Source organism: Brevundimonas sp. A19_0, assembly GCF_017744255.1.
Classification (GTDB): domain Bacteria; phylum Pseudomonadota; class Alphaproteobacteria; order Caulobacterales; family Caulobacteraceae; genus Brevundimonas.
On the sequence record NZ_JAGHQP010000004.1, the window covers coordinates 36207 to 58063 of the forward strand.

A 21857-nucleotide genomic window follows, 5' to 3' on the forward strand; every position below is an offset into this window, starting at 1 on the left:
CGCATGACCGACCCCACCGTCGAGACGACGCCACCCAAAAAAGCAGGCACGAGGGACGTCTTCAGGGCGCTCGGGGAGGCCCGCGTCCTGATCACCCTGCTGCTGGGCTTCGGCTCGGGTCTGCCCTTTCTTCTCACCGGAGCCACGCTGAGCATCTGGCTGGCGGAAGGTGATGTCGCGCTGTCGGCCATCGGCTTCATCTCCTGGGTCGGTCTGGCCTACTCCTTCAAATTCATCTGGGCCCCGGTCGTGGACCGGTTCGATGTGCCCCTGCTGGGGCGTTTGGGCCGACGGCGCGGCTGGATGCTCCTGTCCCAGCTGGTTGTCGGTGGCGCCCTGATCGCCATGGCCATTATCGGTCCCGAAGGCGGTTTGACGGCCCTCGGCATCGCTGCACTTGTGACGGCGTTCGCGTCTGCGACGCAGGACATCGTCGTCGACGCCTGGCGGATCGAAAGCGCCGACAACGACGAGGAGATGGGCCTGCTGACCTCCGCCTATCAACTCGGCTATCGCTCGGCCATTCTGGCCGGCAACGCCCTGATCCTCTTCTTCGCCAGCTGGGTCGGCTGGAATGGCGCCTATGCGATCTGGGGCGCCGCAATGGCCATTGCCGTTGTCGCCACCCTGTTTGCAAAGGAACCGGTTGACCGACGCGAGATTGCCGCCGTGACCGGGGGCGCAGCCCCCTGGACCCCGCGCGGCATGTTCGATGTCGTCGTGGGTCCCTTCCTCAGCTTTCTCAAGACGCACAAGACCGCGGCCCTGCTGATGCTGGCCGCCATCAGCCTGTATCGCCTGCCCGACTTCGTGATGGGGCCGATGGTGGGGCCCTTCTACATCGACCTCGGCCTCACCAAGGAAGCGATCGGCGCCATGCGGCTGAGTGTCGGCCTGGTGGCCGCCTTCGTTGGCATTGCCGCAGGTGGACTGAGTGCGGTCCGCTTCGGCTTTGGAGCAACCCTGCTGGTCGGGGCCCTGATCGGGCCGATGTCCAACCTCGGCTACACGATCATGGCGGTGGTCGGCCTGTCGACACCGACCTTCGCGGGCGTCCTCTTCGTGGAGAACTTCTCGGAAGGCTTCGCCGGCGCCGCGCTGGTCGCCTACATGTCCAGCCTGACAAGCATCGGCTACACGGCCACCCAATATGCCCTGCTCAGTTCCTTCTATGCCTTGCTCGGCAAGTTCCTGAAGGGCTTCTCGGGGGTGGCCGTCGAGGGCCTGCAGCAGGGTCATTCCCTGATGACCGCCTACGCCCTGTTCTTTGCCGGCACGGCGATCGTCGGCATCCCGGCCGTCGTCCTGTGCTGGTTCCTGGAACGTCGAAACCAGCGGCTGAAGCGTGAGGCGGGCGTGGCGCCCGGCTAGCCCTCCTCGCTCGCGCCCTCGTCATAGGCGGCGAAGGTGGCGGCGGTCATGATCTCGCTGACCGAGGCGCCCAGGCTGACGATCTGGACCGACTTCTCGAGGCCGACCAGCATCGGCCCGATCACGGTGGCCCCGCCCAGCGCCTCGACCAGCCGGGTCGAGATCGAGGCCGAGTGGATGCCCGGCATGACCAGCACATTGGCATCGCCGGTCAGGCGCATGAACGGATAGGACGAGCGCGCCTCGGGATCGAGCGCCAGCTCGGCCGGCATTTCGCCCTCGTATTCGAAATCGACGCCCTTCTGGTCGAGGATGCGGATGGCCTCGCGCACCTGTTCGCTGCGGTCGCCCGGCGGGTTGCCGAAGGTCGAATAGCTGAGGAAGGCGACGCGGGTCGTGCGGCCCAGCTTGCGCACCGTGGCGGCGGCCTGGATGGCGATCTCGGCCAGCTCGGTGGCATTCGGCAGCTCGTGGATCGAGGTGTCGGCCACGAACAGGGTGCGCCCGCGCGCCAGCAGTACCGACAGGCCGATCAGCCGGTCGCGGACGTCCAGCACGCGCCGGACCTCCTTGAGCACCATGTTGAAGTTCCGCGTGGTGCCGGTCACCACCGCGTCGGCGTCACCGCGCGCGACCATGGTGGCTGCGAAATAGTTGCGGTCCTGGTTGATCATCCGCTGCACGTCGCGGCGCAGATAGCCGCGCCGCTGCAGGCGCCCGTACAGCCAGTCGGTATAGGCGTCGTTCTTGTCCGAGATGCGGGCGTTGACGATCTCGATGTCCAGATCGTCGAAATTCAGCCCGGCCTCGGCGGCATTCTTGCGGATCAGGTCCTCGCGGCCCAGCAGGACCGGCGTGCCCAGCTCGGCCTGCTTGAAGGCCCAGGCGGCGCGGATGACCGAGGTCTCCTCGCCCTCGGCGAACACCACCCGCTTGTTGGGGGCGGCGCGCACGGCCGAGGCGATTTTCTGCATCAGGGCGGCGGACGGATCGACCCGCTGGCGCAGGGCGATGCGATACGCCTCCATGTCCTCGATCGGCTGGCGGGCCACGCCGGTGTCCATGGCGGCCTGGGCCACGAAGGGCGGAATGTACCAGATCAGCCGCGGGTCGAACGGCGTGGGAATAATGTACTCGGGGCCGAACTTCAGCTTGCGACCGGAATAGGCGGCGGCCACCTCGTCGGGCACATCCTCGCGCGCCAGCATGGCCAGGGCGTAGGCGCAGGCGATCTTCATCTCGTGATTGACGGTGCGTGCCCGCACGTCCAGCGCCCCCCGGAAGATGTAGGGAAAGCCCAGCACATTGTTGACCTGGTTCACATAGTCCGACCGGCCGGTGGCCATGATGGCGTCCGAGCGGACGCTCATCACATCCTCGGGCGTGATCTCCGGGTCGGGATTGGCCATGGCGAAGATGATCGGATTGGCCGCCATCGAGGCCACCATCTCCTTGGTGATCGCGCCCTTGGCCGACAGGCCCAGCACCACATCGGCGCCGACCATGGCTTCGGCCAGCGTCCGGTGCGGGGTGTCGGTGGCGTGCGCCGCCTTCCACTGGTCGACGTTCTCGCGACCCTTGTAGACCACACCGTCGCGGTCGACGATCACCGTGTTCTCGGCCTTGACCCCGACGGCCTTCATCAGCCCGATCGACGACAGGCCCGCCGCCCCGGCCCCGGCCAGCACCACCTTGATGTCTTCCAGCTTCTTGCCGGTGATGTGACAGGCGTTGATCAGGCCGGCGGTCGAGATAATGGCCGTGCCGTGCTGGTCATCGTGAAACACCGGAATGTCCAGCAGGTCCTGCAGCTGGCTCTCGATCACGAAGCATTCCGGCGAGCGGATATCCTCCAGATTGATGCCGCCCCAGGTGTCGCCGATGTTCTTGACGACGGTGACGAACTCGTCCGGATCGGTGGTCTTCACCTCGACGTCAAAGCTGTCGACGTCGGCGAACCGTTTGAACAGGACCGACTTGCCCTCCATCACCGGCTTGGAGGCCATATGCCCCAGATTGCCGAGGCCGAGGATGGCGGTGCCGTTCGAGATGACGGCGACCAGATTGCCCTTGGACGTATAGTCATAGGCCCGGTCGGCATCGTCGGCGATGGCCAGCACCGGCACCGCGACCCCCGGCGAATAGGCCAGCGACAGATCCCTCTGGGTCGCCATGGGCTTGGTCGGCGCCATGGAAATCTTGCCCGGCACGGGATCGCTGTGAAACTCCAGCGCGTCGGTGTCGGAGAAGGTCTGTTTGTCGGTCAGGTCGGGCATGAGGTCGTTTCGATCAGAGAGGAAGGCGGCGATCCTAGAGGGCGGGTGCCGCGCAAACAACGGCAGCGAGGCCGGATTTGACGTAACGACAGGGGGGCAGCGGTTACAGGGCCAGCGTCCCTGTCCCCTCCAGCTCGACCGGCCCGGTCATGAAGACGTGGCCGCTGTCGGCGTCCCAGCGGATGTCGAGGTCGCCTCCGTCCAGCGTCAGGGTGGCGGTCCGTCCGGTCAGGCCGCGCCGGTGGGCGGCTACCAGGGCGGCACAGGCCCCGGTGCCACAGGCCTGCGTCAGGCCCGCCCCGCGCTCCCAGACCCTGAGGCGGATGTGATCCGGGGCCAGTACATGGGCAAAGCCGACGTTCACGCCTTCCGGAAACAGCGGATGATGTTCGATCAGCGAGCCGGCCCCACGCACAAAGGCGTCGTCCTGCCGGTCGGTAAAGAAGACCACATGCGGATTGCCCATCGACACCGCCCCGGGTGTGTGGATCACCGGCGCGTCGACCGGCCCGATCTGCAGCTCAATGCCGCGCGTGTCCATCTCCTCGGCCAGCGGGATCTGCTGCCACGCCAGCCGCGGTTCGCCCATGTCGATCTCGATGCGGTGGTCGCCGGCCCGCCGCGCCACGGTCGCCCCGCCCAGGGTGCCGATCACCGCCCGGCCCTGCTCCGAGGCCTCCAACAGCAGCCAGCCGACGCAGCGCAGGGCATTGCCGCAGGTCTCGACCTTGCCGCCGTCGGCATTCCAGACCCGCATGAAGGCGGTCTGACCCGCCTCTGCCGGCGGCTCGATGACGATCAGCTGGTCACAGCCCGGGCCGGTGGCCGGATCGGACAGGCGCCGCACCGTATCGGCATCGAGATCGAAGCCCGGCGCATCGGCGCGCAGGACGATGAAGGCGTTTCCCGCCCCGTTCATCTTCAGATACGGCATTCCGCGCGCGCTCATGCCCTGCCTATAGGCCAGCCATGGCCGGTGTGCGAGCGTCCGGCCCATCACGAACGGTTTGCACGGGCGGCCATCCGCGCTATCGCAGGGCATGGCCTCCGAGACGAGCTCCCCAGACTCCCATCGCGGCTGGCGCATCCGGGCCAGGCTCAGGGCCCTCTATCATGGCCAGTCCCGTCAAGCGGTGCGCTTCCGCTACGGGGTGCTGGTCATCGATCTGGCCATCATCGCCTTCTTCGTCGCCGCCCCGGTCATGCGCGGCCAGAACCTGGGCTGGCTCTTCTATGTCCTCGACTATGTGATCGCCGCCCTTCTGGCCGCCGACCTGCTGGCCCGGGCCATGGCCTGGACCGACATCCGCTCGTGGCTGAAGCGGCCGGTGGTCTGGGCGGACCTGTTCATTCTGGCGACCCTGCTGTTCCCCGCCTGGCTGTTCAACTTCGGCTTCCTCCGGGTCATTCGCCTGTGGACCCTGATCAACTCCGACTTCTTCTGGCGGACGGTCGGTCGGAAGTATGACGACACCCATGTCGAGGATGTGATCAAGGCGCTGGCGGCGCTGGTCACCTTCATCTTCGTGGCGACGGGGTTCGTCTATACGGCCTTCGTCGGCACCCATGAGGGCCTGACCGGCTATGTCGACGCCCTCTATTATACGGTCACCAGCCTGACCACGACCGGCTATGGCGACATCCTGCTGCCCGGCGCCTGGGGGCGGATCGTGTCGATCATCATCATGCTGACGGGCGTGACCCTGTTTGTCCGGCTGGGCCAGACCCTGCTGCGCCCGCCCAAGGTGCACCACCCCTGTCCCAACTGCGGCCTGCAGCGGCACGACCCCGATGCGGTGCACTGCAAGGCCTGCGGTCAGGGCCTGTGCATCCCGAACTACGAGGTCTGAACCGGCAACGGATGACGAAACCGTAATGAACGGGGCCATGGCTTGTCGTCGCCCCCTGCCCGGGTAAGGTGCCCCACCCCCGCCCGGAGACCCCGTCCATGCTTCGTCGCACCCTGACTGCCCTCGCCCTGACCCTGCCGCTGTCGCTGGTGGCGGCCCCCGTTTTTGCCCAGAGCGCTTCCGACCCGACCATGACCGCACCCGCCGATGCCGACGATCCCTACCTCTGGCTGGAAGAGGTCGAGGGCGAGCGCGCCATGGCCTGGGTCGAGGAACAGAACGCCCGCTCGCTGGGCATTCTGACGGGGGATCCGCGCTATCAGGGCCTGCACGATCAGGCGCTGGCGTTGCTGGAGGCGCGCGACCGCATCCCCTCGCCGGGCTTCCGCCGCGCGGGTGGCGTCGAGATGATCGACAATTTCTGGCAGGACGCGGACCATGTGCGCGGCATCTGGCGCACCACCACGGTCGACAGCTACGCCACCGACGATCCCCAGTGGGAAACAGTTCTGGACTTCGACGCTCTGGCCGCCGCCGAGGGCGCCAACTGGGTCTACAAGGGCGCCGGCTGCCTGCCGCCCGACGGACGGCTGTGCCTGGTCAATCTGTCGGACGGCGGCAAGGACGCCGTCACCGTGCGCGAGTTCGACCGCGAGACCGGCCAGTTCATCGCGGGCGGCATCACCCTGCCGGAATCCAAGGGCGGGGTGTCGTGGATCGACGCCGACACCTTGCTGGTCTCGCGCGACTTCGGCGAAGGCTCCCTGACCGATTCCGGCTATCCGCGTACCGTGCGCCTGCTGACGCGCGGCCAGTCGATCGAGGACGCCCCGGTGGTGTTCGAAGGCCGGCAGACCGACGTCTCGGTCAGCGGCTTCACCCTGCGCGATTCCGATGGCGTGGTGCAGGCCGTGCTGCTCAACCGCGGCATCAACTTCTATGAGAGCGAGACCTGGCTGCTGAACGCGGACGGCACGACCCGTCAGCTGGCCCTGCCGCTCAAGGGGGGCATCACCGCCCTGGTCGACGGCCAGCTGATCGTGACCACGGATCAGGACTGGACCGCCCCGTCCGGGCAAGAGTTCAGGACCGGCGACGTGCTGGCGTACGACCTTGCTGCCTGGCTGGCCGATCCGACGGTCGAGGCCCATCTGGTCATCCGCCCCGGCCCGCGCGAGTCGATCGAGGGCATCACCGCCACCCGCAACCGTCTGGTCGTGGCCCTGTTCGAGAACGTCCGGGGCGCCGTCTATGTCTATGACCCCTCGGACTGGAGCCGCACGCGGCTGGACCTGCCCGAGAACGTCACCGTCGGCGTCGGCTCGGCGTCGGATATGGACGACCGAGTGTTCGTCAGCGTCGCCGGCTATCTGAACCCGCAGTCCCTGTGGCTGTTCGACGCCTCGACCGGCGAGGGTGAGGTGATCAAGTCCCTGCCGGCCAAGTTCAATGCCGACGGCCTTGAGGTCCGCCAGTTCGAGGCGGTGTCCGCCGACGGCACCCGCATCCCCTATTTTGTCGTCGGCCGGTCGGACATGCCGATGGACGGCTCCAACCCGACGCTGCTGTACGGCTATGGCGGCTTCCAGGTGTCGATGCTGCCCGGCTATTCGGCCACGGTCGGCAAGCTGTGGCTGGAGCGCGGCGGCGTCTATGTCGTCGCCAACACACGCGGCGGCGGCGAATTCGGTCCCACCTGGCACCAGTCAGCCCAGGGCGTGAACCGCCAGCGCGCGCATGAGGACTTCCAGGCCGTGGCGCTCGACCTGATCGACCGGGGCATCACCAGCCAGCCGCGCCTCGGCATCATGGGCGGCAGCCAGGGCGGCCTGTTCATGGGTGCGATGCTGACCCAGCGCCCGGACCTGATCAACGCCGCGGTCATCCAGGTGCCCCTGTTCGACATGCTGCGCTTCCACAAGCTGTTGGCCGGGGCCTCGTGGATCGCCGAATACGGCAACCCGGATATCCCCGAAGAGCGCGAATGGATCGCCGCCTATTCGCCCTACCAGAATCTGCGCGCGGGCCAGCCCTATCCCGAGGTCTTCATCCACACCTCGACCAAGGACGACCGCGTCCATCCCGGCCATGCGCGCAAGGCCGCCGCCCGCATGGAAGAGCTGGGCTATGACGTCCTCTTCTATGAGAACACCGACGGGGGCCACGCCGCCGGCGCCAATCTGCGGGAAACCGCCCGGCGTCTGGCGCTGGAATACACCTATCTGACCCGCCGCCTGATGGACTGACCGTCCGGGAGTAGCTGATGAAACGCCTGATCCTGTCCGTGGCCGTTCCGGCCCTGATGCTGTCTGCCTGCGCCGGCATGCCGGGCGCCCAGGACCCGGCGGAGACCTCCGTCCCGGTCTCAGAGGCCTCCATGCCCGGCTTCCCGGCGGACCTCTCGCCCGAGGGCGTCGCGGCCGCCGACGATCATCTGGCGCTGGAACAGGTGGATGGGGCCGAGGCCATGGCGTTCGTCGCCCGCTCCAACGAGCGGGCGCTGGCGACGCTGGAGGGCGACCCCCGCTATGAGCCCTTCCGCCAACAGGCCGAGGCGATCCTTACGGCCACCGACCGGATTCCCGCCCCGTCCTTCCTCGGCGACGGCATCGGCAATTTCTGGCAGGACGCGACCAATCCCAAGGGCATCTGGCGCCGCACGACGCTGGAGTCCTATGCGTCCGGCGACACGCAGTGGGAGACCCTGCTCGACATCGACGCCCTCGCCCGCGCCGAGGGCCGCGACTGGGTGTTCAAGGGCGCCAGCTGTCTGCCGCCGGCCGAGACCCGCTGCCTCGTCAATCTGTCCGACGGCGGCAAGGACGCCGTGGTGGTCCGCGAGTTCGACCTGACCACCAAGGCCTTCGTGGACGGCGGCTTCGTCCTGCCAGAGGGCAAGCACCGCATCAGCTGGCTGGACGCCGACACCCTGCTGGTCGCCACCGACTTCGGACCCGGCACCCTGACCGAGTCGGGCTATCCCTATATCGTCAAGTCGCTGAAGCGCGGCCAGACCCTCGCCCAGGCGACCGAGGTCTATCGCGGCGAGGCCGGCGACGGCGGCTATGGGGTCAGCGCCTCGGTCTTCCGCGACGGCGAGGGCGCCGTGCAGGCGGTGCTCATCAACCGGCCGCTCGACACCTTCAGCGCCCAGACATGGGAACTGGTGGACGGCGAGGCGGTCCGCCTCGACATCCCCGAGCGGGTCGCCATCTACGGCGTCCAGGCCGGCAGCCTGATCCTCTCTCCGGACGAAGCCTGGACCCGTTACGGCCTGACCTATGCCCCGGGATCGCTGCTCGCCATCTGCATCCCGTGCGTGCGCCCGGACCCGCAGGTGATCAGCAACCAGGCGACGCAGATCTTCGAACCGACCGACCGTCAGTCGATCAGTTCGGTGGCCGTCTTCGATAACCGCGTGGTCGTCGCCTACAACGACAACGTCGTCGGACGCGTGGCCACCTTCCGCAATCGCGGCGAGTTCGGCTGGCCTCGCACGGATGTGGCTGTGCCGGATAATCAGGCCGTCTCGCTGGGCGACTCCTCGCGCGGCTCGGGGCGGGTCTTCCTGTCGACGCAGGGCTTCCTGACGCCGCCGACGCTCAGCCTGTTCGGGGTCGAGGGCGGCACCCTCACCCAGCTCCGCTCCGCCCCGCCCAAGTTCAATGCCTCGACCCATGTGGTCCGGCAGTATGAGGCGACCTCGACCGACGGGACGAAGATCCCCTATTTCGTCGTCATGCCGCGCGACCTCGCGCTGGACGGTACGGCGCCCACCATCCTGTTCGGCTATGGCGGGTTCCAGATCAGCTTCCCGCCTGCCTACAAGCCCGAGATGGGCAAGCTGTGGCTCGAGAACGGCGGCGTCTTCGTTCAGGCCAACATCCGCGGCGGGGGCGAATTCGGCCCCGGCTGGCACCAGGCGGCCCTCAATGAAAACCGCCAGCGCGCCTTTGATGACTTCGCCGCCGTGGCCGAGGACCTGATCGCGCGGGGCATCACATCGCCCCGGCATCTGGGCATCTATGGCCGGTCGAACGGCGGGGTGCTGACCTCGGTCTCGATCACCCAGCATCCGGAACTGTTCAATGCGGCCGTGATCGAAAGCCCGCTGATCGACATGCTGCGCTATCACGAACTGCCCGCCGGGGCCTCGTGGATCGGCGAGTACGGCGACCCCCGCATTCCCGAGGAAGCCGCCTGGATCGCGGACTACTCGGCCTATCAGCGGCTGAGCCCCGATGTCGACTATCCGCGCGTCTACATCACCACCAACACGCGCGACGACCGCGTCCACCCCGGCCACGCCCGCAAATTCGCGGCCCGGCTGGAGGCGCAGGGCCACGACCACCTCTATTTCGAGGACACGGCCGGCGGCCATTCCAACGACGCCGACCCGGTCGCCAACGCCCGCCGCTGGGCCCGGCACTATGTCTATCTGGCCCAGCAGCTGATGGACTGACGGCGGCTTCACGCGCCCCTCACGCGAAAATGAGGGGCGCGAATACGCCGGAGCGGCTAGGAGTCTGACCCATGGGAGTTCGGGGGTGGACACGTCTGGTGATCGCGGGGGCCGCTGGCGCCTGCCTGTTCGGGGCGGTTGCGACCTCGGCCCAGTCCGTGCGCCGTGTCGCCCGCGCCGATGTGGCGGTCCGCGAGGCCCCGGTGGTGGTCGAGCTGTTCACCGCCCAGGGCTGCGGCGGCTGTCCCGAAGCCAACCAGCGGGTCGAGACCCTGGTCGACCGCCCCGGCGTGATCGTCCTGACCTATCCGGTCGATTACTGGGACTACACCGGCTGGACCGATACCCTGGCCCGCCCCGAATTCAGCGAGCGCCAGCAGGCCTATCGCCAGGCCCTGCGCCTGCGCGCGGTCTCCACGCCCCAGGTCATCCTCGACGGCTATCGCACCGTTGCCCCGCGCGACGAGGACAGTCTGGGCGTCGCGGTGAATGAGGAATCCGCCCGCCGGCTGTGGGCGCCGGATATCGAGTTCCGCACCTCCGGGGACCGGGTCGGCATCGGCTCGGGCCGGGTCGAGGACGGCGGGGCCGATGTGCTGGCCGTGGTCTATACTCCCGGCCCGGTGCTGGTCCGGGTTGAGAGCGGCGACAACCGCGGCCGGGTGGTCCGGCACACCAATGTCGTCCGCTCGATCCAGCCGATCGGCGAATGGACCGGCCGCCCGATCCTGCTGTCCCTGCCCGACGAGCTGGAGCCCGGCGACCGGGTGGCGGTGCTGATCCAGTCGCGCGAAGACCGCCACATTCTGGGGGCCGCGGTTCGCTGAACGGCGAAAGCCCCTTTGCGGACGCCATCACATTCGGTCAGTATTCCGGTTGCCCGGGGGCGGGCAGACTGTCGCGACGCGCACCCTTGCGCGTACGGCATGGGGAAAAGAACGCATGGGCAGCCACGCATACAGGATCGCAACCGGCCCGCTCCGCACGGGGCTGCTGGCGCTCGTCGCGGCCCTGACGGTCATGGCCTGCGCCGGTCTGGGCCGCGCCCAGGACCCCGCGCCCATGGTGCCCTCGCCCGAGGCCGCCGGCGTGTCGCAACTGGTGACGGCGGCCGGGCTGGCCGACTGGGGGCGCACGCATCAGGACCCCGGCGCCCTGATCATGGCGGCCAGGATCGTCGGCGAGGTGCCCCTGCGCAACCAGGGCGACCAGCTGCCCTTCCTGACCTTCGACAGCCTGCTGACCGAGGCCGAGGAAATGGCGGCCGGCCAGCCCGCCTATCTGGCGGCCATAGAACAGCTGCGCGGACAGGTCACCCGCGGGGTGGTGTCCTCGCCCTTTGGCCGCGGCCCGATCGCGACCGTCAAGGACGTCCGGGCGCGCGAGACCTTCGGCTTTGACGTCGATGCGCGCGGCGGCGAAATCCTCCGCATCGCTGCCATCGGCGACGGCGACACCAACATCGACCTGATCGTACGCGACGCCGAGGGGCGGCTGTTGTGTCAGGACGGGTTCGGCGACCACTATCCCGTCTGCACCCTGATGCCGCAGCTGGCGGGCAAGGTGCGGGTCAGCGTGGTGAACCGGGGCGCGATCTGGACCAAGGTCCAGATCCTCAGCAACTGAGGACGGCATGGGGGCAGGGGCAGAGCGCGGCATGAGGATCGGGGCCTGGAGGCTGGGCCTGCTGATCCTGCTCGGTCTGGCCCTGGCCGGGGGGGCGCTGGCGCGCGCCGGGTCCGGACAGGATCCCGACACGCCGGAATCCCTGCGTGCCGAGGCGTTTGAGGCGGCCCAGTGGGCCATTGTGTCCGATGCCGCCGACGCCCTCGCCAAGGTCTCGGCCCGCTTCGCCGAGGGTGACGACGCCCTGGGGCAGCTGGCGGAGCGGCGCGAGCGGCTGATCCAGCGCCGCGATGCGCTGGAGCGTGAGGTCGAGGGCCTCTACGCCCAGGATACGCCTTCGGCCCGCGAGCGCCGCCGGATTCTCAGCCGCAGCTATGAGCAGACGCTCGCCGAGCTGGGCGAGGTCGACGCCGAAATTCAGGAGTCCTTTCCCGCCTTTGCCGAGCTGACCAGCCCGCGCGCACTGAGCGTCACCGAGACCCAGGCCCTGCTCAATCCGGACGAGGCCCTGTTGCTGGTGTTCGTCAATCCGGAGGCGACCTATGTCTGGGGCATCACCTCGGACCGGATCGAATGGGCCCGCGCGGCCGATCTGGGCGAGGCTGCGCTGACCGCCTCGGTCGACCGCCTGCGGGCCTCGCTGACCACGGCCGGCGCGCGCAGCGACCCGACGCTGGATCCCGCCCTGTTCGCCGGTCGCCCGGTCCGCGCCTATGACCGGGCCGAGGCCTACCGCCTCTACACATCCCTGATCCAGCCGGTCGAGGGCATCTTCGCCGGCCATTCCACCCTGATCACCGTGGTCAGCGGACCTCTGACCACCCTGCCGCTCGCCGCCCTCGTGACCGCCCCGCCAGTGGGCGAGGACACGGCCCCCGAGGCCCTCGCCACGACGGAATGGCTCATCGACCGCTATGCGCTGGCGACCCTCCCGTCAGTCTCCAGCCTCAAGGCCCTGCGCTGTCATCTGGCGGCGGACGAGGACCGCCATCCGGGGTGCCCGGCCCGTCTCACCGGCGGAGACGGCCGACGGGCCATGCTGACGGGCGATCGCCTGCCGCTCGTGGCCTTCGGGGCGCCGGTCCTGACCGGCACGCCAGAGCCCGCCGCGCGCGGCGCACCCGATGCCGATGGCATACTGGGCGAGGGCCAGCTGGCCGATGTCGAGAAGCTGCGCGCCTTGCCGGACCTGCCCGGCGCCCGGGCCGAGCTGATGGCGCTGGGTCGCATCTATCCCAAGGGTGTGGTGCGGATCGGGGCGGCGGCCACCGAGACCGCCGTCCGCAAGACCGACACCGATCTGTTGTCCGAGGCGCGCTTCGTCGTCTTCTCGACCCACGGGCTTATGGCCGGGGCCAGTTTCGCCGAACCCGGTCTGGTGCTCACCCCGCCCGGAACGGCGACCGCCGAGGACGACGGCTATCTGACCGCGTCGGAAGCGGCCGGTCTGCGCCTCAACGCCGACTTCGTCGTGCTGTCGGCCTGCAATACGGCGGCCTCCGACGGCCGGCCGGGCGGAGAGGGGCTGTCGGGCCTCGCCCGGGCCTTCTTCTACGCCGGGGCCCGCTCGATCCTCGTTTCGCACTGGGAAGTGTCGGACCAGGCCACGACCGCCCTGATCACCGGCACCTTTGCGGGCCTCGACCGTACGCCGGGTAACCGGGCCGTGGCGCTGCAGGGCGCCATGCGCGAGGTGCGCGCCGACCGTCGCTGGCAGCATCCGGCCTATTGGGCGGCCTTCACCCTCGTGGGCACCCCCAGCTAGGCGTCAGGCGCCGGCCTTTTTCGCAAAGCTCCAGGCCGCGTCCGACAGCGGCCCGACCTGGGCGGCCATGGTCCGGGCGTGGCTGCTGGCGGCGGTGCCGTCGCGCACCCGCCCGGCGATCCCCTGACAGATGGCGGCCAGACGGAACAGATTATAGGCGAACAGCCAGTCGAGATTGGCCGGCCCCGCCGTTCCGGTCTTCTCGGCATAGCGCGCGACCGTCTCTTCGACCGACGGAATGCCCAGCGCCTCCAGATCTGCCCCGGCCAGACCGTTTCTGAGGGTCGCCGGAATCACCCAGGCGATCAGCAGATAGGAAAAATCCGCCATCGGGTCGCCCAGCGTCGACAGCTCCCAGTCCAGCACGGCCCGCACCTCGGCCCGGTCGGGCGCGAGGATCATATTGTCGAGGCGGAAGTCGCCGTGCACGATCCGCGTCGGCCCGTCCGGCGGCAGGCTTTCGGGCAGGAAGGCGATCAGCCGGTCCATCGCCTCGATCGTGTCGATCTCGGACGCCTGATACTGTTTGGTCCAGCGGCCGACCTGACGGGCGAAATAGTTGCCCGGCTTGCCATAGTCCGACAGGCCGATGGCCTCCGGATCGAACCGGTGCAGGGCCGCCAGCGTATCGGTCTGGGCCTCATAGATGGCGCGCCGTTCGGCCGGTGACAGATCGGGCAGTTTCAGGTCCCAGAACACCCGGCCCTCGACCTTGTCCATCACATAGAACATCGAACCGATGACGCTATCGTCCGTACACAGAATATGGGGTCGGGCGACGGGGAAGCCCTGGGCATGCAAGGCCGAGATCACCCGGAATTCCCGATCGACCGCATGGGCGCTGGGCAGCAGAACGCCCGGCGGCTTGCGGCGCAGCACATAGGTCCGGCCGGGCGTGGTCAGCTCATAGGTCGGGTTCGACTGCCCGCCCTTGAATTGGCGGAGCGTCAGGGGGCCCTGATAGCCCTCGACGTGTTCGGCCAACCAGGCGTCCAGGGTGGCTTCGTCCAGCGCGTGCCGGGGATCGACCTCGCGCGTACCGGAAAAGGCGGACTGGGGGTCGAGGGTCGGGTCGGTCATGCGGTTTCCGGTTCAGCGGCGGTTTCGGCGGCGGCCAGGGTGGCGCGGATCGCGCCCTTCCAGCCGTCGAGCAGGCGATTGCGGGTCGCGCCATCCATGCGGGGATGCCAGACGGCGGGGGTCTCGATGGGCGGAATGTCCAGCCGGTCGATCAGGCCGACGCCCAGTGCCGCCAGCTTGGCGGCCCCCAGCGCGGTCATCTCCTGAAAGGCCGGGCGCTCCACCTCGACCTCGCAGATGTCGGCCACGAACTGCATGGCCAGCGCATTGGCGGTCACCCCGCCGTCGACCTTCAGCCGCGCCAGCCGGGGCGCGCCGTCGGCGGCCAGCGCATCCAGCAGGTCCCGCGTCTGATAGGCCAGACTTTCCAGGGCCGCCCGCACCAGATGGGCCGGTCCGGTATCCCGTGTCAGGCCGGTCAGGGTGCCGCGCGCTTCGGGCGACCACCAGGGCGCGCCCAGCCCGGTAAAGCCCGGCACCAGATAGACCCCGCCATTGTCCGGCAGGCTCTGGGCCATGGCCTCGGACTGGCGCGACTGGCTGATCACACCCAGACCGTCGCGCAGCCACTGGATCGCGGACCCGGCCGAGAAGATCGATCCCTCCAGCGCATAGGCAGTTTGTCCGTTCACGGAATAAGCCAGGGTCCCGAGCAGGCGGTTGGTCGAAATAACGGGCTCGGGCCCCACATTGGCGACCAGAAACGCGCCCGTCCCATAGGTGATCTTGGCATCCCCGGGCTGCAGCGCGCCATGACCCACCAGCGCCGCCTGCTGGTCGCCCGCCGCGCCGTGCACCGGCAGGGCCCGGCCGAACAGCGACGGGTCACAGTCGCCGAGCGCATCCGCGCAGCCGCGGATCTCCGGCAGGGCCTCCATCGGCACCCGGAACAGCCCGGCCAGATCGGCCTGCCAGCCTAGGGTGCCCAGATCCATCAGGCTGGTGCGCGCGGCATTGGTGGCATCGGTCACATGCGACCGGCCGCCCGTCAGCTTCCAGACCAGCCAGCTTTCGATCGTGCCCAGCTTCGCCGCGCCCGCCCCGGCCCGCTCGCGGCTGCCGGGCACCGCATCCAGCAGCCATGCGTATTTCGACGCCGAGAAATAGGGGTCGAGAATCAGGCCGGTGCGCCCCTGCACCGCCGGCTCATGGCCGGCGCGCGCCAGCGCCGTGGTGACGTCGGCCGTGCGCCGGTCCTGCCAGACGATGGCGTGGTGCAGCGGCTCGCCGGTCTCAGCATCCCACAGCACGGCCGTCTCGCGCTGGTTGGTGATGCCGATGGCAGCAAAGCGGTCGATCCCCCCGGCCTTGCGGATTACCTCGCGACAGGTCTGCAGGGTCGCGGTCCAGATCTCGCCCGCGTCGTGCTCGACCCAGCCGGATTTGGGGAAATGCTGCTGCAGTTCGATCTGGCTGACGGCCGCCGCCGAAAAGGCTCCGGTGTCCGACACCTCAAAGGCGATGGCCCGGGTCGAGGTCGTGCCCTGGTCGATGGAGAGGATCATCCGGCTCATGGGGGATTAGTGACGACGGACGCCGGGCGAGGCAAGCGGGATGCCCCTCGCCATGCCCCCGCAAGCCGCGCTAGATGCGGCCATGACCCACACAGCGTCCTTTTCCGGTGTCCTCGACGCCGCCCGCCAGATCGCCGGCGTTGTCGTGCGCACCCCCCTGATCGAGAGCCCGGCGCTGAATGATCGTCTGGGCGGGCGGGTGCTGATCAAGGCCGAGACGCTGCAGGTCGCAGGGGCCTTCAAGTTCCGCGGTGCCTGGAATCGCATCAGCCGCCTGAACGACGAGGAAAAGGCCCGCGGCGTGGTCGCCTACTCCTCCGGCAACCATGCCCAGGCCGTGGCCGCCGCCGCCCGCCGCATGAGCACTCCGGCCCTCATCGTGATGCCCGCCGACAGCCCCCGGGTGAAGGTCGAGGGCGTGATCGCTTTCGGGGGCGAGGTCCGCTCATACGATCGCTGGACCGAATCGCGCGAGGCCATCGGCGAAGAGATCGCCCGCACGCGCGGCAGTGTGCTGGTCCGGCCGTTCGACGACCCCTTCATCATCGAGGGCCAGGGCACGACCGGACTGGAAATCCTCGAACAGGCCGATGCGCCCATCGACCAGCTGCTGTGCGGGGCCTCGGGCGGGGGGCTGATCGCCGGGATCAACCTGGCCTTTGCCGAGCGGTCGGGCGCAACCCGGGTCTTCGCGATCGAGCCCGCCGCCTATGACGACACCCGTCGTTCGCTCGAGGTCGGCGAGCGGGTCACCTTCCCGCCGGGGGCCGCGCCCTCGATCTGCGATGCGTTGATGAGCGACCGTCCCGGCGAACTGACCTTCCCGATCAACCAGCGTCTGGCCGGCGCCCTCACCGTCACCGACGAAGAGGTGGCCGAGGCCGTCCGCTATGCCTTCCGCACCCTGAAACTGGTGGTCGAGCCGGGCGGGGCGGTGTCGCTGGCGGCGTTGCTGGCGGGCAAGGTCGAGGCGGCGGGCCGCACCACGGCCATCGTTCTCTCGGGCGGAAACATTGACCCAGCCCTGTTTGCCGCCATCATCGAGGATCGTTTCACGCCTGGAGCCCCTGCATGACCAAGCCGAGTGACCTGCAATCCCTGATCGGCAACGAAGTGGGGGTCTCCCGCTGGATCGAGGTCGACCAGGCCCGCATCGACGCCTTTGCGAAGATCACTGAGGACGAACAGTTCATCCACGTCGACCCGGAAGCGGCCAAGGCCACGCCGTTCGGCGGCACCATTGCCCATGGGTTTCTGACCCTCAGCCTCGCCTCGGCCATGTCCTATGATGCGGTCAAGCCGCTGGAAGGCGTGGTGATGGGCGTCAACTACGGCTTCGACAAGCTGCGCTTCCTCGCCCCCGTGCCCGCCGGATCGAAGGTGCGCGGCCGGTTCAAACTTCTGTCGGCCGAGGACAAGGGCGGCGGCCGCTGGCTGCTGAAGCACGAGCTGACCGTCGAGATCGAGGGCGGCGACAAACCGGCCCTGATCGCCGAATGGCTGGGGATGCAGGTCGTCGCTTGAACCTGACCGACTGGCTGGCGCGCGATGCGGTCAAGGTCGCCCGTGACCTGATCGGGGCGCGGCTGCTGGTCGACGGTGTCGGCGGCACCATCGTCGAGACCGAGGCCTATGATCCGGCCGATCCGGCGTCGCACAGCTTCAGTGGCCCCCGGCCCCGCAACGCCGCCATGTTCGGCCCCGTCGGCCGGGCCTATGTCTACCGGATTTACGGCGCCCACTGGTGCTTCAACATCGTCTGTGACCGGGCAAGGCCGGGCAGCGCCGTCCTGATCCGCGCACTGCAGCCGACCGACGGCGAGGACGTCATGGCTGGGCGGCGCGGCACCGCCGACCCGCGAAACCTCTGCTCGGGTCCTGGCAAGCTGTGTCAGGCGCTGGCGATCGACAAGGCGCTGGACCACGCCCCGCTGGATGCCCCGCCCTTCGTGCTCGAACCGGGCCCGCCCCCCGCCGGTCTCGCCATCGGCCCCCGCATCGGCATCACCAAGGGAGCGGAGACGCCGTGGCGCTTCGGCGTGGCAGGCTCGCCGTTCCTCAGCCGTCCGTTCCGGACCTGAGCGGCCGGGGCCTCCCGTACCTTCCGGAAGGCGAGTTCCCGGCTCGGAGGCGCAGATACGGCCTTTGCCTTGTGTTTGCCCCTTTTCCCCGTGCTATAGGACGGACAGGTGCGGATCCGAGGGGTTCGCGCAGACGTATGCGCCCCTGTCCGGGGGCCATGAGGTTGAATCTGAACGGAGAGTCCTGAATGGCCACCCAGTCGGCTGTGGTTCGCGGCGCAGCAATGGTCCTGATGGCATCGAGCCTGGCGCTGGCCGGATGCAGTTCCATTCCGCTCGTCGGCGGATCGGGCAATTCGTCCGATGCCGAAGCGGCCTCCGTCGGTATCGGCGTGAACGCCTATCTGTGGCGCGCCTCGCTGGACACGCTGAGCTTCATGCCGCTGTCGAGCGCCGACCCGTGGGGCGGCGTGATCAATTATGACTGGTATTCCGATCCGGCGGCGCCGAACGAGCGCTTCAAGGCGACCGTCTTCATCCTCGACACGCGACTTCGGGCCGACGCCCTGAACGTGGCCGTGGTCAAGCAGGTGCGCGGCGCCGATGGCCAGTGGGTGGCCGCTCCGGTCGATCCGCAGACCGAGACGGACCTCGAGAACGCCATCCTGACGCGCGCGCGCCAGCTCAACCTGGCCGACGCCCGTTGATCCGGCGGAGCCTCGGCTCCGCCTGCCCGACCTGATGGCCCTGCCGGGGCCGTCCTTCCCGACCGACGCATCCGGGCCCGGCCCGCGCCGGGCTCGTTCAAGGAGCCCTCTTCCGCGTGGCCCGATACGACCCCAAGACCGCCGAACCCCGCCAGCAGGACCGCTGGCGCGAGGCGGACGCCTTCACCACACCGGTTACGCCGACCGGCAAGCCCAAATACTATGTGCTCGAGATGTTTCCCTACCCGTCGGGGAACATCCACATGGGCCATGCGCGCAACTATGTGATGGGCGATGTGGTGGCCCGCTTCAAACGGGCCCGGGGATTCGAGGTCCTGCACCCCATGGGCTGGGACGCCTTTGGCATGCCGGCCGAAAACGCCGCCATGGAGCGCGGCGTGCACCCCGGCGAATGGACCTGGTCCAACATCGCCACCATGCGCGACCAGCTGAAGCTGCTGGGCCTGTCGCTGGACTGGTCGCGCGAGTTCGCGACCTGCGACCCGGCTTATTACGGCAAGCAGCAGGCCTGGTTCCTCGAGCTGCTGAAGCGCGGTCTGGTCTATCGCAAGGACTCGGTGGTCAACTGGGACCCGGTCGACAACACGGTCCTGGCCAATGAGCAGGTGATCGACGGGCGCGGCTGGCGCTCGGGGGCCGTGGTCGAGAAGCGCAAGCTGAACCAGTGGTTCCTGAAGATCACCGACTATGCCGACGATCTGATCGACGGGCTGAAGACGCTGGATCGCTGGCCCGACAAGGTCCGCACCATGCAGGAGAACTGGATCGGACGGTCCAGCGGCCTGCAGATGACCTGGGCCTTTGCCGGGACGCCCCCGGCCGGGTTCGAGGATGGCATCGAAATCTATACCACCCGGCCCGACACCCTATTCGGGGCCTCCTTCCTCGGCCTGGCGCCCGACCATCCGCTGGCGAAGCAGCTGGCCGACGCCGATCCGGCCGTGGCCGAGTTCGTCGCGGAATGCCGCCGGGGCGGCACCTCCGAGGCCGAGATCGAACAGGCCGAAAAGATCGGCCGCGATACGGGCCTGAAGGTCCGCCATCCCTTCACCGGGGCGGAGATCCCGGTCTGGATCGCCAACTTCATCCTGTCGGAATACGGCACGGGCGCGATCTTCGCCTGTCCGGCCCACGACCAGCGGGATCTGGAGTTTGCGCGGAAATATGATCTGCCGGTGCTGCCGGTCGTGCGACCCGAGGGCGCCGACGACAGCTTCGACGTCGGGGACGAGGCCTATACAGGCCCCGGGACGCTGTTCAACTCGGACTTCCTGAACGGCAAGGGGATCGCGGAGGGCAAGGCCGAGGTGATCGCCCGGGTCGAGGCTGCCGAAGCCGGCGAGGGCAAGACCCTCTATCGCCTGCGCGACTGGGGCGTCAGCCGCCAGCGCTACTGGGGCTGCCCGATCCCGGTGATCCACTGTGAGGCCTGTGGCGCCGTGCCGGTGCCGGCCGACCAGTTGCCGGTGGTGCTGCCCGAGGACGTCACCTTCGACAAGCCCGGCAATCCGCTGGATCGCCACCCGACGTGGAAGCACGTCAAATGCCCGTCCTGCGACGGCGAGGCGGTGCGTGAGACCGACACGCTCGACACCTTTGTCGATTCCAGCTGGTATTTCGCCCGTTTCACCGATCAGAAGGCCGAGGCGCCGATCAATCGCGATGCCGCCGACCACTGGCTGCCGGTCGATCAATATATCGGCGGTGTCGAGCACGCGGTGCTGCACCTGCTGTACGCGCGTTTCATCACCCGCGCCCTGTCGGACGCGGGCATGCTGTCGGTGAAGGAACCCTTCGCCGGCCTGTTCACGCAAGGCATGGTGGTTCACGAGACCTATCGCACCGAAGCCGGGGCCTGGGTCGAGCCGACCGATGTCCGGCTGGAGACCGTGGACGGCAAGCGGGTCGCGAGCCGTCTGTCGACCGGCGAAACCCTGTCGATCGGCGACATCGAGAAGATGTCCAAGTCCAAGAAGAATGTGGTCGCGCCGCAGGAAATCCTCGACAGCCACGGCGTCGATGCCGGACGTCTGTTCGTGCTGTCGGACAGCCCGCCCGAGCGGGACGTCCAGTGGACGACCGGCGGTCTGGAAGGCGCCGGCCGCTTCGTCCAGCGCGTCTGGGCCGAATTCGACGGATTTGACGGTGCCGCGCCCGATCAGGGCGAGGTCGACCAGGCCCTCCGCCGCGAGACGCACAAGGCGATCAAGGCTGTCACCGAAGGGGTCGAGGGCTTCCGCTTCAACTCGGCCATCGCGAAGCTGTACGGCTTCCTGTCGACCCTGCGCGCCCATGCCGGTGCGGGCGGCGCGGCGCGGCGCGAGGCTCTGTCGGCTTTTGCCCGTCTGATCGCGCCCTTCACACCGCACCTGGCCGAGGAATGCTGGAGCGCGCTGGGCGAAAGCGGAATGGTTCTGGACGCCCCCTGGCCCGAATGGGACCCGGCGCTGGCGGCCGATGACCAGCTGACCCTGCCCGTCCAGATCGGCGGCAAGAAACGCGGCGAGATCACCATGGCACGCGGGGCCGATCCGAAGGCCGTCGAGGCCGAGGCGCTGGCCAATCCGGCGGTGCAGGCCTACCTTGAGGCCAATGGTCTGTCGGTCCGGAAGGTGATCGTGGTGCCTGATCGCATCGTCAATCTGGTGGCGGGATGAGCGGCTGCGGCGTACGCCTCGCCTGGCTGGCCGTGGTTGCCGCGGCGCTTGTGGCCTTGTCGGCCTGTGGCTTCACCCCGCTTTATGGCGAGGCGGCCATGGCCGGGCTGTCGCGGGTCGAGGTCCAGACCCCGGACTCGCGGCTGGGCTATCGCCTTCGCGAGCGGATGGAAGACGCCCTGCTGTTCGACCGCTCGGCGGCTCCGGCCTGGCGGCTGGCGGTCGCGCTGGAGCCGTCGCGACGCCCGCTGGGCCGCCGAATCGATGATACCGCGGCCCGCTATGAGCTGACCCTGGTCGGCGACTGGTCCCTGACCCCTGCGTCCGGCGGCGAGGCCCTGACAGGACAGGAGACGGTCACCGTCACCTATGCCGCGGCCGACCAGCCCTATGCCGCCATTGCCGCCCAGCAGGACGCCGAGGACCGCGCGGCCGAGGCCCTGGCCCAGCGAATCCGGCTGGCGCTGGTCCGAGCCATGGGCCCGACCGGCCCCGCGCGGCCCTGAC

At 68.7% G+C, this 21857-nt stretch carries 17 protein-coding genes; 13 read left to right on the forward strand and 4 right to left on the reverse strand.

Features of this window, described 5'->3' with window-relative positions; all coding sequences use genetic code 11:
- Positions 1–3: 3 nt before the first annotated feature.
- On the forward strand, positions 4–1371 hold the full coding sequence (locus J7346_RS05795; RefSeq protein WP_209118694.1) for an MFS transporter: 1368 nt from the start codon (positions 4–6) through the stop codon (positions 1369–1371).
- Here the strand turns inward: J7346_RS05795 and J7346_RS05800 are convergent.
- Together J7346_RS05800 and dapF are read right to left on the reverse strand one after the other, a co-directional pair.
- Positions 1368–3647 carry an NADP-dependent malic enzyme gene (locus J7346_RS05800; RefSeq protein ID WP_209118696.1) on the reverse strand — a complete coding sequence of 760 codons (2280 nt, stop codon included), beginning with the start codon at positions 3645–3647 and terminating at the stop codon, positions 1368–1370. The genes J7346_RS05795 and J7346_RS05800 overlap by 4 nt on opposite strands.
- Before the next feature lie 103 nt (positions 3648–3750).
- On the reverse strand, positions 3751–4596 hold the full coding sequence (gene dapF, locus J7346_RS05805) for a diaminopimelate epimerase (protein ID WP_209118698.1): 846 nt from the start codon (positions 4594–4596) through the stop codon (positions 3751–3753).
- Between the two features lie 91 nt (positions 4597–4687).
- Between dapF and J7346_RS05810 the strand changes: the two genes are divergently transcribed.
- The 6 genes from J7346_RS05810 (at position 4688) to J7346_RS05835 (ending at position 13350) form a co-directional block, all read left to right on the forward strand.
- Positions 4688–5497, forward strand: a complete 810-nt coding sequence (locus tag J7346_RS05810; protein ID WP_209118700.1) for a potassium channel family protein — start codon at positions 4688–4690, stop codon at positions 5495–5497.
- Positions 5498–5595: 98 nt separating this feature from the next.
- Entirely contained in the window at positions 5596–7743 is a 2148-nt protein-coding gene (locus J7346_RS05815) for a prolyl oligopeptidase family serine peptidase (protein ID WP_209118702.1), read from the forward strand.
- 17 nt (positions 7744–7760) lie between these two features.
- The gene (locus J7346_RS05820; RefSeq protein ID WP_209118703.1) at positions 7761–9959 is read left to right on the forward strand and encodes a prolyl oligopeptidase family serine peptidase; all 2199 of its coding nucleotides are present in this window, start codon (positions 7761–7763) and stop codon (positions 9957–9959) included.
- Positions 9960–10030: 71 nt separating this feature from the next.
- Positions 10031–10786: a DUF1223 domain-containing protein gene (locus J7346_RS05825; RefSeq protein ID WP_209118705.1), complete on the forward strand. Its 756-nt coding sequence runs from the start codon at positions 10031–10033 to the stop codon at positions 10784–10786.
- A 115-nt stretch (positions 10787–10901) separates the two neighbouring features.
- Positions 10902–11585 carry a hypothetical protein gene (locus tag J7346_RS05830; protein WP_209118707.1) on the forward strand — a complete coding sequence of 228 codons (684 nt, stop codon included), beginning with the start codon at positions 10902–10904 and terminating at the stop codon, positions 11583–11585.
- 31 nt (positions 11586–11616) lie between these two features.
- Positions 11617–13350: a CHAT domain-containing protein gene (locus J7346_RS05835; RefSeq protein ID WP_209118709.1), complete on the forward strand. Its 1734-nt coding sequence runs from the start codon at positions 11617–11619 to the stop codon at positions 13348–13350.
- 3 nt (positions 13351–13353) lie between these two features.
- Here the strand turns inward: J7346_RS05835 and J7346_RS05840 are convergent, their stop codons facing one another.
- Positions 13354–14430 carry a phosphotransferase family protein gene (locus tag J7346_RS05840; protein ID WP_209118711.1) on the reverse strand — a complete coding sequence of 359 codons (1077 nt, stop codon included), beginning with the start codon at positions 14428–14430 and terminating at the stop codon, positions 13354–13356.
- Positions 14427–15935, reverse strand: coding sequence for a glycerol kinase GlpK (gene glpK / locus J7346_RS05845; RefSeq protein ID WP_209119001.1), 1509 nt, complete (start codon positions 15933–15935; stop codon positions 14427–14429). The genes J7346_RS05840 and glpK overlap by 4 nt, the downstream gene beginning before the upstream one ends.
- A 91-nt stretch (positions 15936–16026) precedes the next feature.
- On the opposite strand from glpK, the gene J7346_RS05850 reads away from it, so the two are divergent.
- The 6 genes from J7346_RS05850 to lptE all read left to right on the forward strand — a co-directional run bounded on the left by J7346_RS05850 (position 16027) and on the right by lptE (position 21856).
- A complete protein-coding gene (locus J7346_RS05850) occupies positions 16027–17019 on the forward strand; it encodes a threonine/serine dehydratase (RefSeq protein ID WP_209118713.1) in 993 nt (330 codons plus the stop codon).
- On the forward strand, positions 17016–17468 hold the full coding sequence (locus J7346_RS05855) for a MaoC family dehydratase (protein WP_209118714.1): 453 nt from the start codon (positions 17016–17018) through the stop codon (positions 17466–17468). Before J7346_RS05850 ends, J7346_RS05855 begins: the two co-directional genes overlap by 4 nt.
- The gene (locus J7346_RS05860) at positions 17465–18025 is read left to right on the forward strand and encodes a DNA-3-methyladenine glycosylase (protein ID WP_245157681.1); all 561 of its coding nucleotides are present in this window, start codon (positions 17465–17467) and stop codon (positions 18023–18025) included. The genes J7346_RS05855 and J7346_RS05860 overlap by 4 nt, the downstream gene beginning before the upstream one ends.
- A gap of 188 nt (positions 18026–18213) precedes the next feature.
- Positions 18214–18672, forward strand: a complete 459-nt coding sequence (locus J7346_RS05865; RefSeq protein ID WP_209118718.1) for a DUF3576 domain-containing protein — start codon at positions 18214–18216, stop codon at positions 18670–18672.
- 116 nt (positions 18673–18788) lie between these two features.
- Entirely contained in the window at positions 18789–21350 is a 2562-nt protein-coding gene (gene leuS / locus J7346_RS05870; RefSeq protein ID WP_209118720.1) for a leucine--tRNA ligase, read from the forward strand.
- Complete coding sequence (gene lptE / locus J7346_RS05875; RefSeq protein WP_209118722.1) at positions 21347–21856, forward strand: LPS assembly lipoprotein LptE; 510 nt, start codon at positions 21347–21349, stop codon at positions 21854–21856. Before leuS ends, lptE begins: the two co-directional genes overlap by 4 nt.
- The last annotated feature ends 1 nt before the right edge of the window (position 21857 follow it).

Bases quoted from the DNA above. Each gene is read 5' to 3' on its own strand.
- J7346_RS05795 (WP_209118694.1), top strand. From the start codon at position 4: ATGACCGACCCCACCGTCGAGACGACGCCACCCAAAAAAGCAGGCACG.
- J7346_RS05800 (WP_209118696.1), bottom strand. From the start codon at position 3,647: ATGCCCGACCTGACCGACAAACAGACCTTCTCCGACACCGACGCGCTG.
- dapF (WP_209118698.1), bottom strand. From the start codon at position 4,596: ATGAGCGCGCGCGGAATGCCGTATCTGAAGATGAACGGGGCGGGAAAC.
- J7346_RS05810 (WP_209118700.1), top strand. From the start codon at position 4,688: ATGGCCTCCGAGACGAGCTCCCCAGACTCCCATCGCGGCTGGCGCATC.
- J7346_RS05815 (WP_209118702.1), top strand. From the start codon at position 5,596: ATGCTTCGTCGCACCCTGACTGCCCTCGCCCTGACCCTGCCGCTGTCG.
- J7346_RS05820 (WP_209118703.1), top strand. From the start codon at position 7,761: ATGAAACGCCTGATCCTGTCCGTGGCCGTTCCGGCCCTGATGCTGTCT.
- J7346_RS05825 (WP_209118705.1), top strand. From the start codon at position 10,031: ATGGGAGTTCGGGGGTGGACACGTCTGGTGATCGCGGGGGCCGCTGGC.
- J7346_RS05830 (WP_209118707.1), top strand. From the start codon at position 10,902: ATGGGCAGCCACGCATACAGGATCGCAACCGGCCCGCTCCGCACGGGG.
- J7346_RS05835 (WP_209118709.1), top strand. From the start codon at position 11,617: ATGAGGATCGGGGCCTGGAGGCTGGGCCTGCTGATCCTGCTCGGTCTG.
- J7346_RS05840 (WP_209118711.1), bottom strand. From the start codon at position 14,430: ATGACCGACCCGACCCTCGACCCCCAGTCCGCCTTTTCCGGTACGCGC.
- glpK (WP_209119001.1), bottom strand. From the start codon at position 15,935: ATGATCCTCTCCATCGACCAGGGCACGACCTCGACCCGGGCCATCGCC.
- J7346_RS05850 (WP_209118713.1), top strand. From the start codon at position 16,027: ATGACCCACACAGCGTCCTTTTCCGGTGTCCTCGACGCCGCCCGCCAG.
- J7346_RS05855 (WP_209118714.1), top strand. From the start codon at position 17,016: ATGACCAAGCCGAGTGACCTGCAATCCCTGATCGGCAACGAAGTGGGG.
- J7346_RS05865 (WP_209118718.1), top strand. From the start codon at position 18,214: ATGGCCACCCAGTCGGCTGTGGTTCGCGGCGCAGCAATGGTCCTGATG.
- lptE (WP_209118722.1), top strand. From the start codon at position 21,347: ATGAGCGGCTGCGGCGTACGCCTCGCCTGGCTGGCCGTGGTTGCCGCG.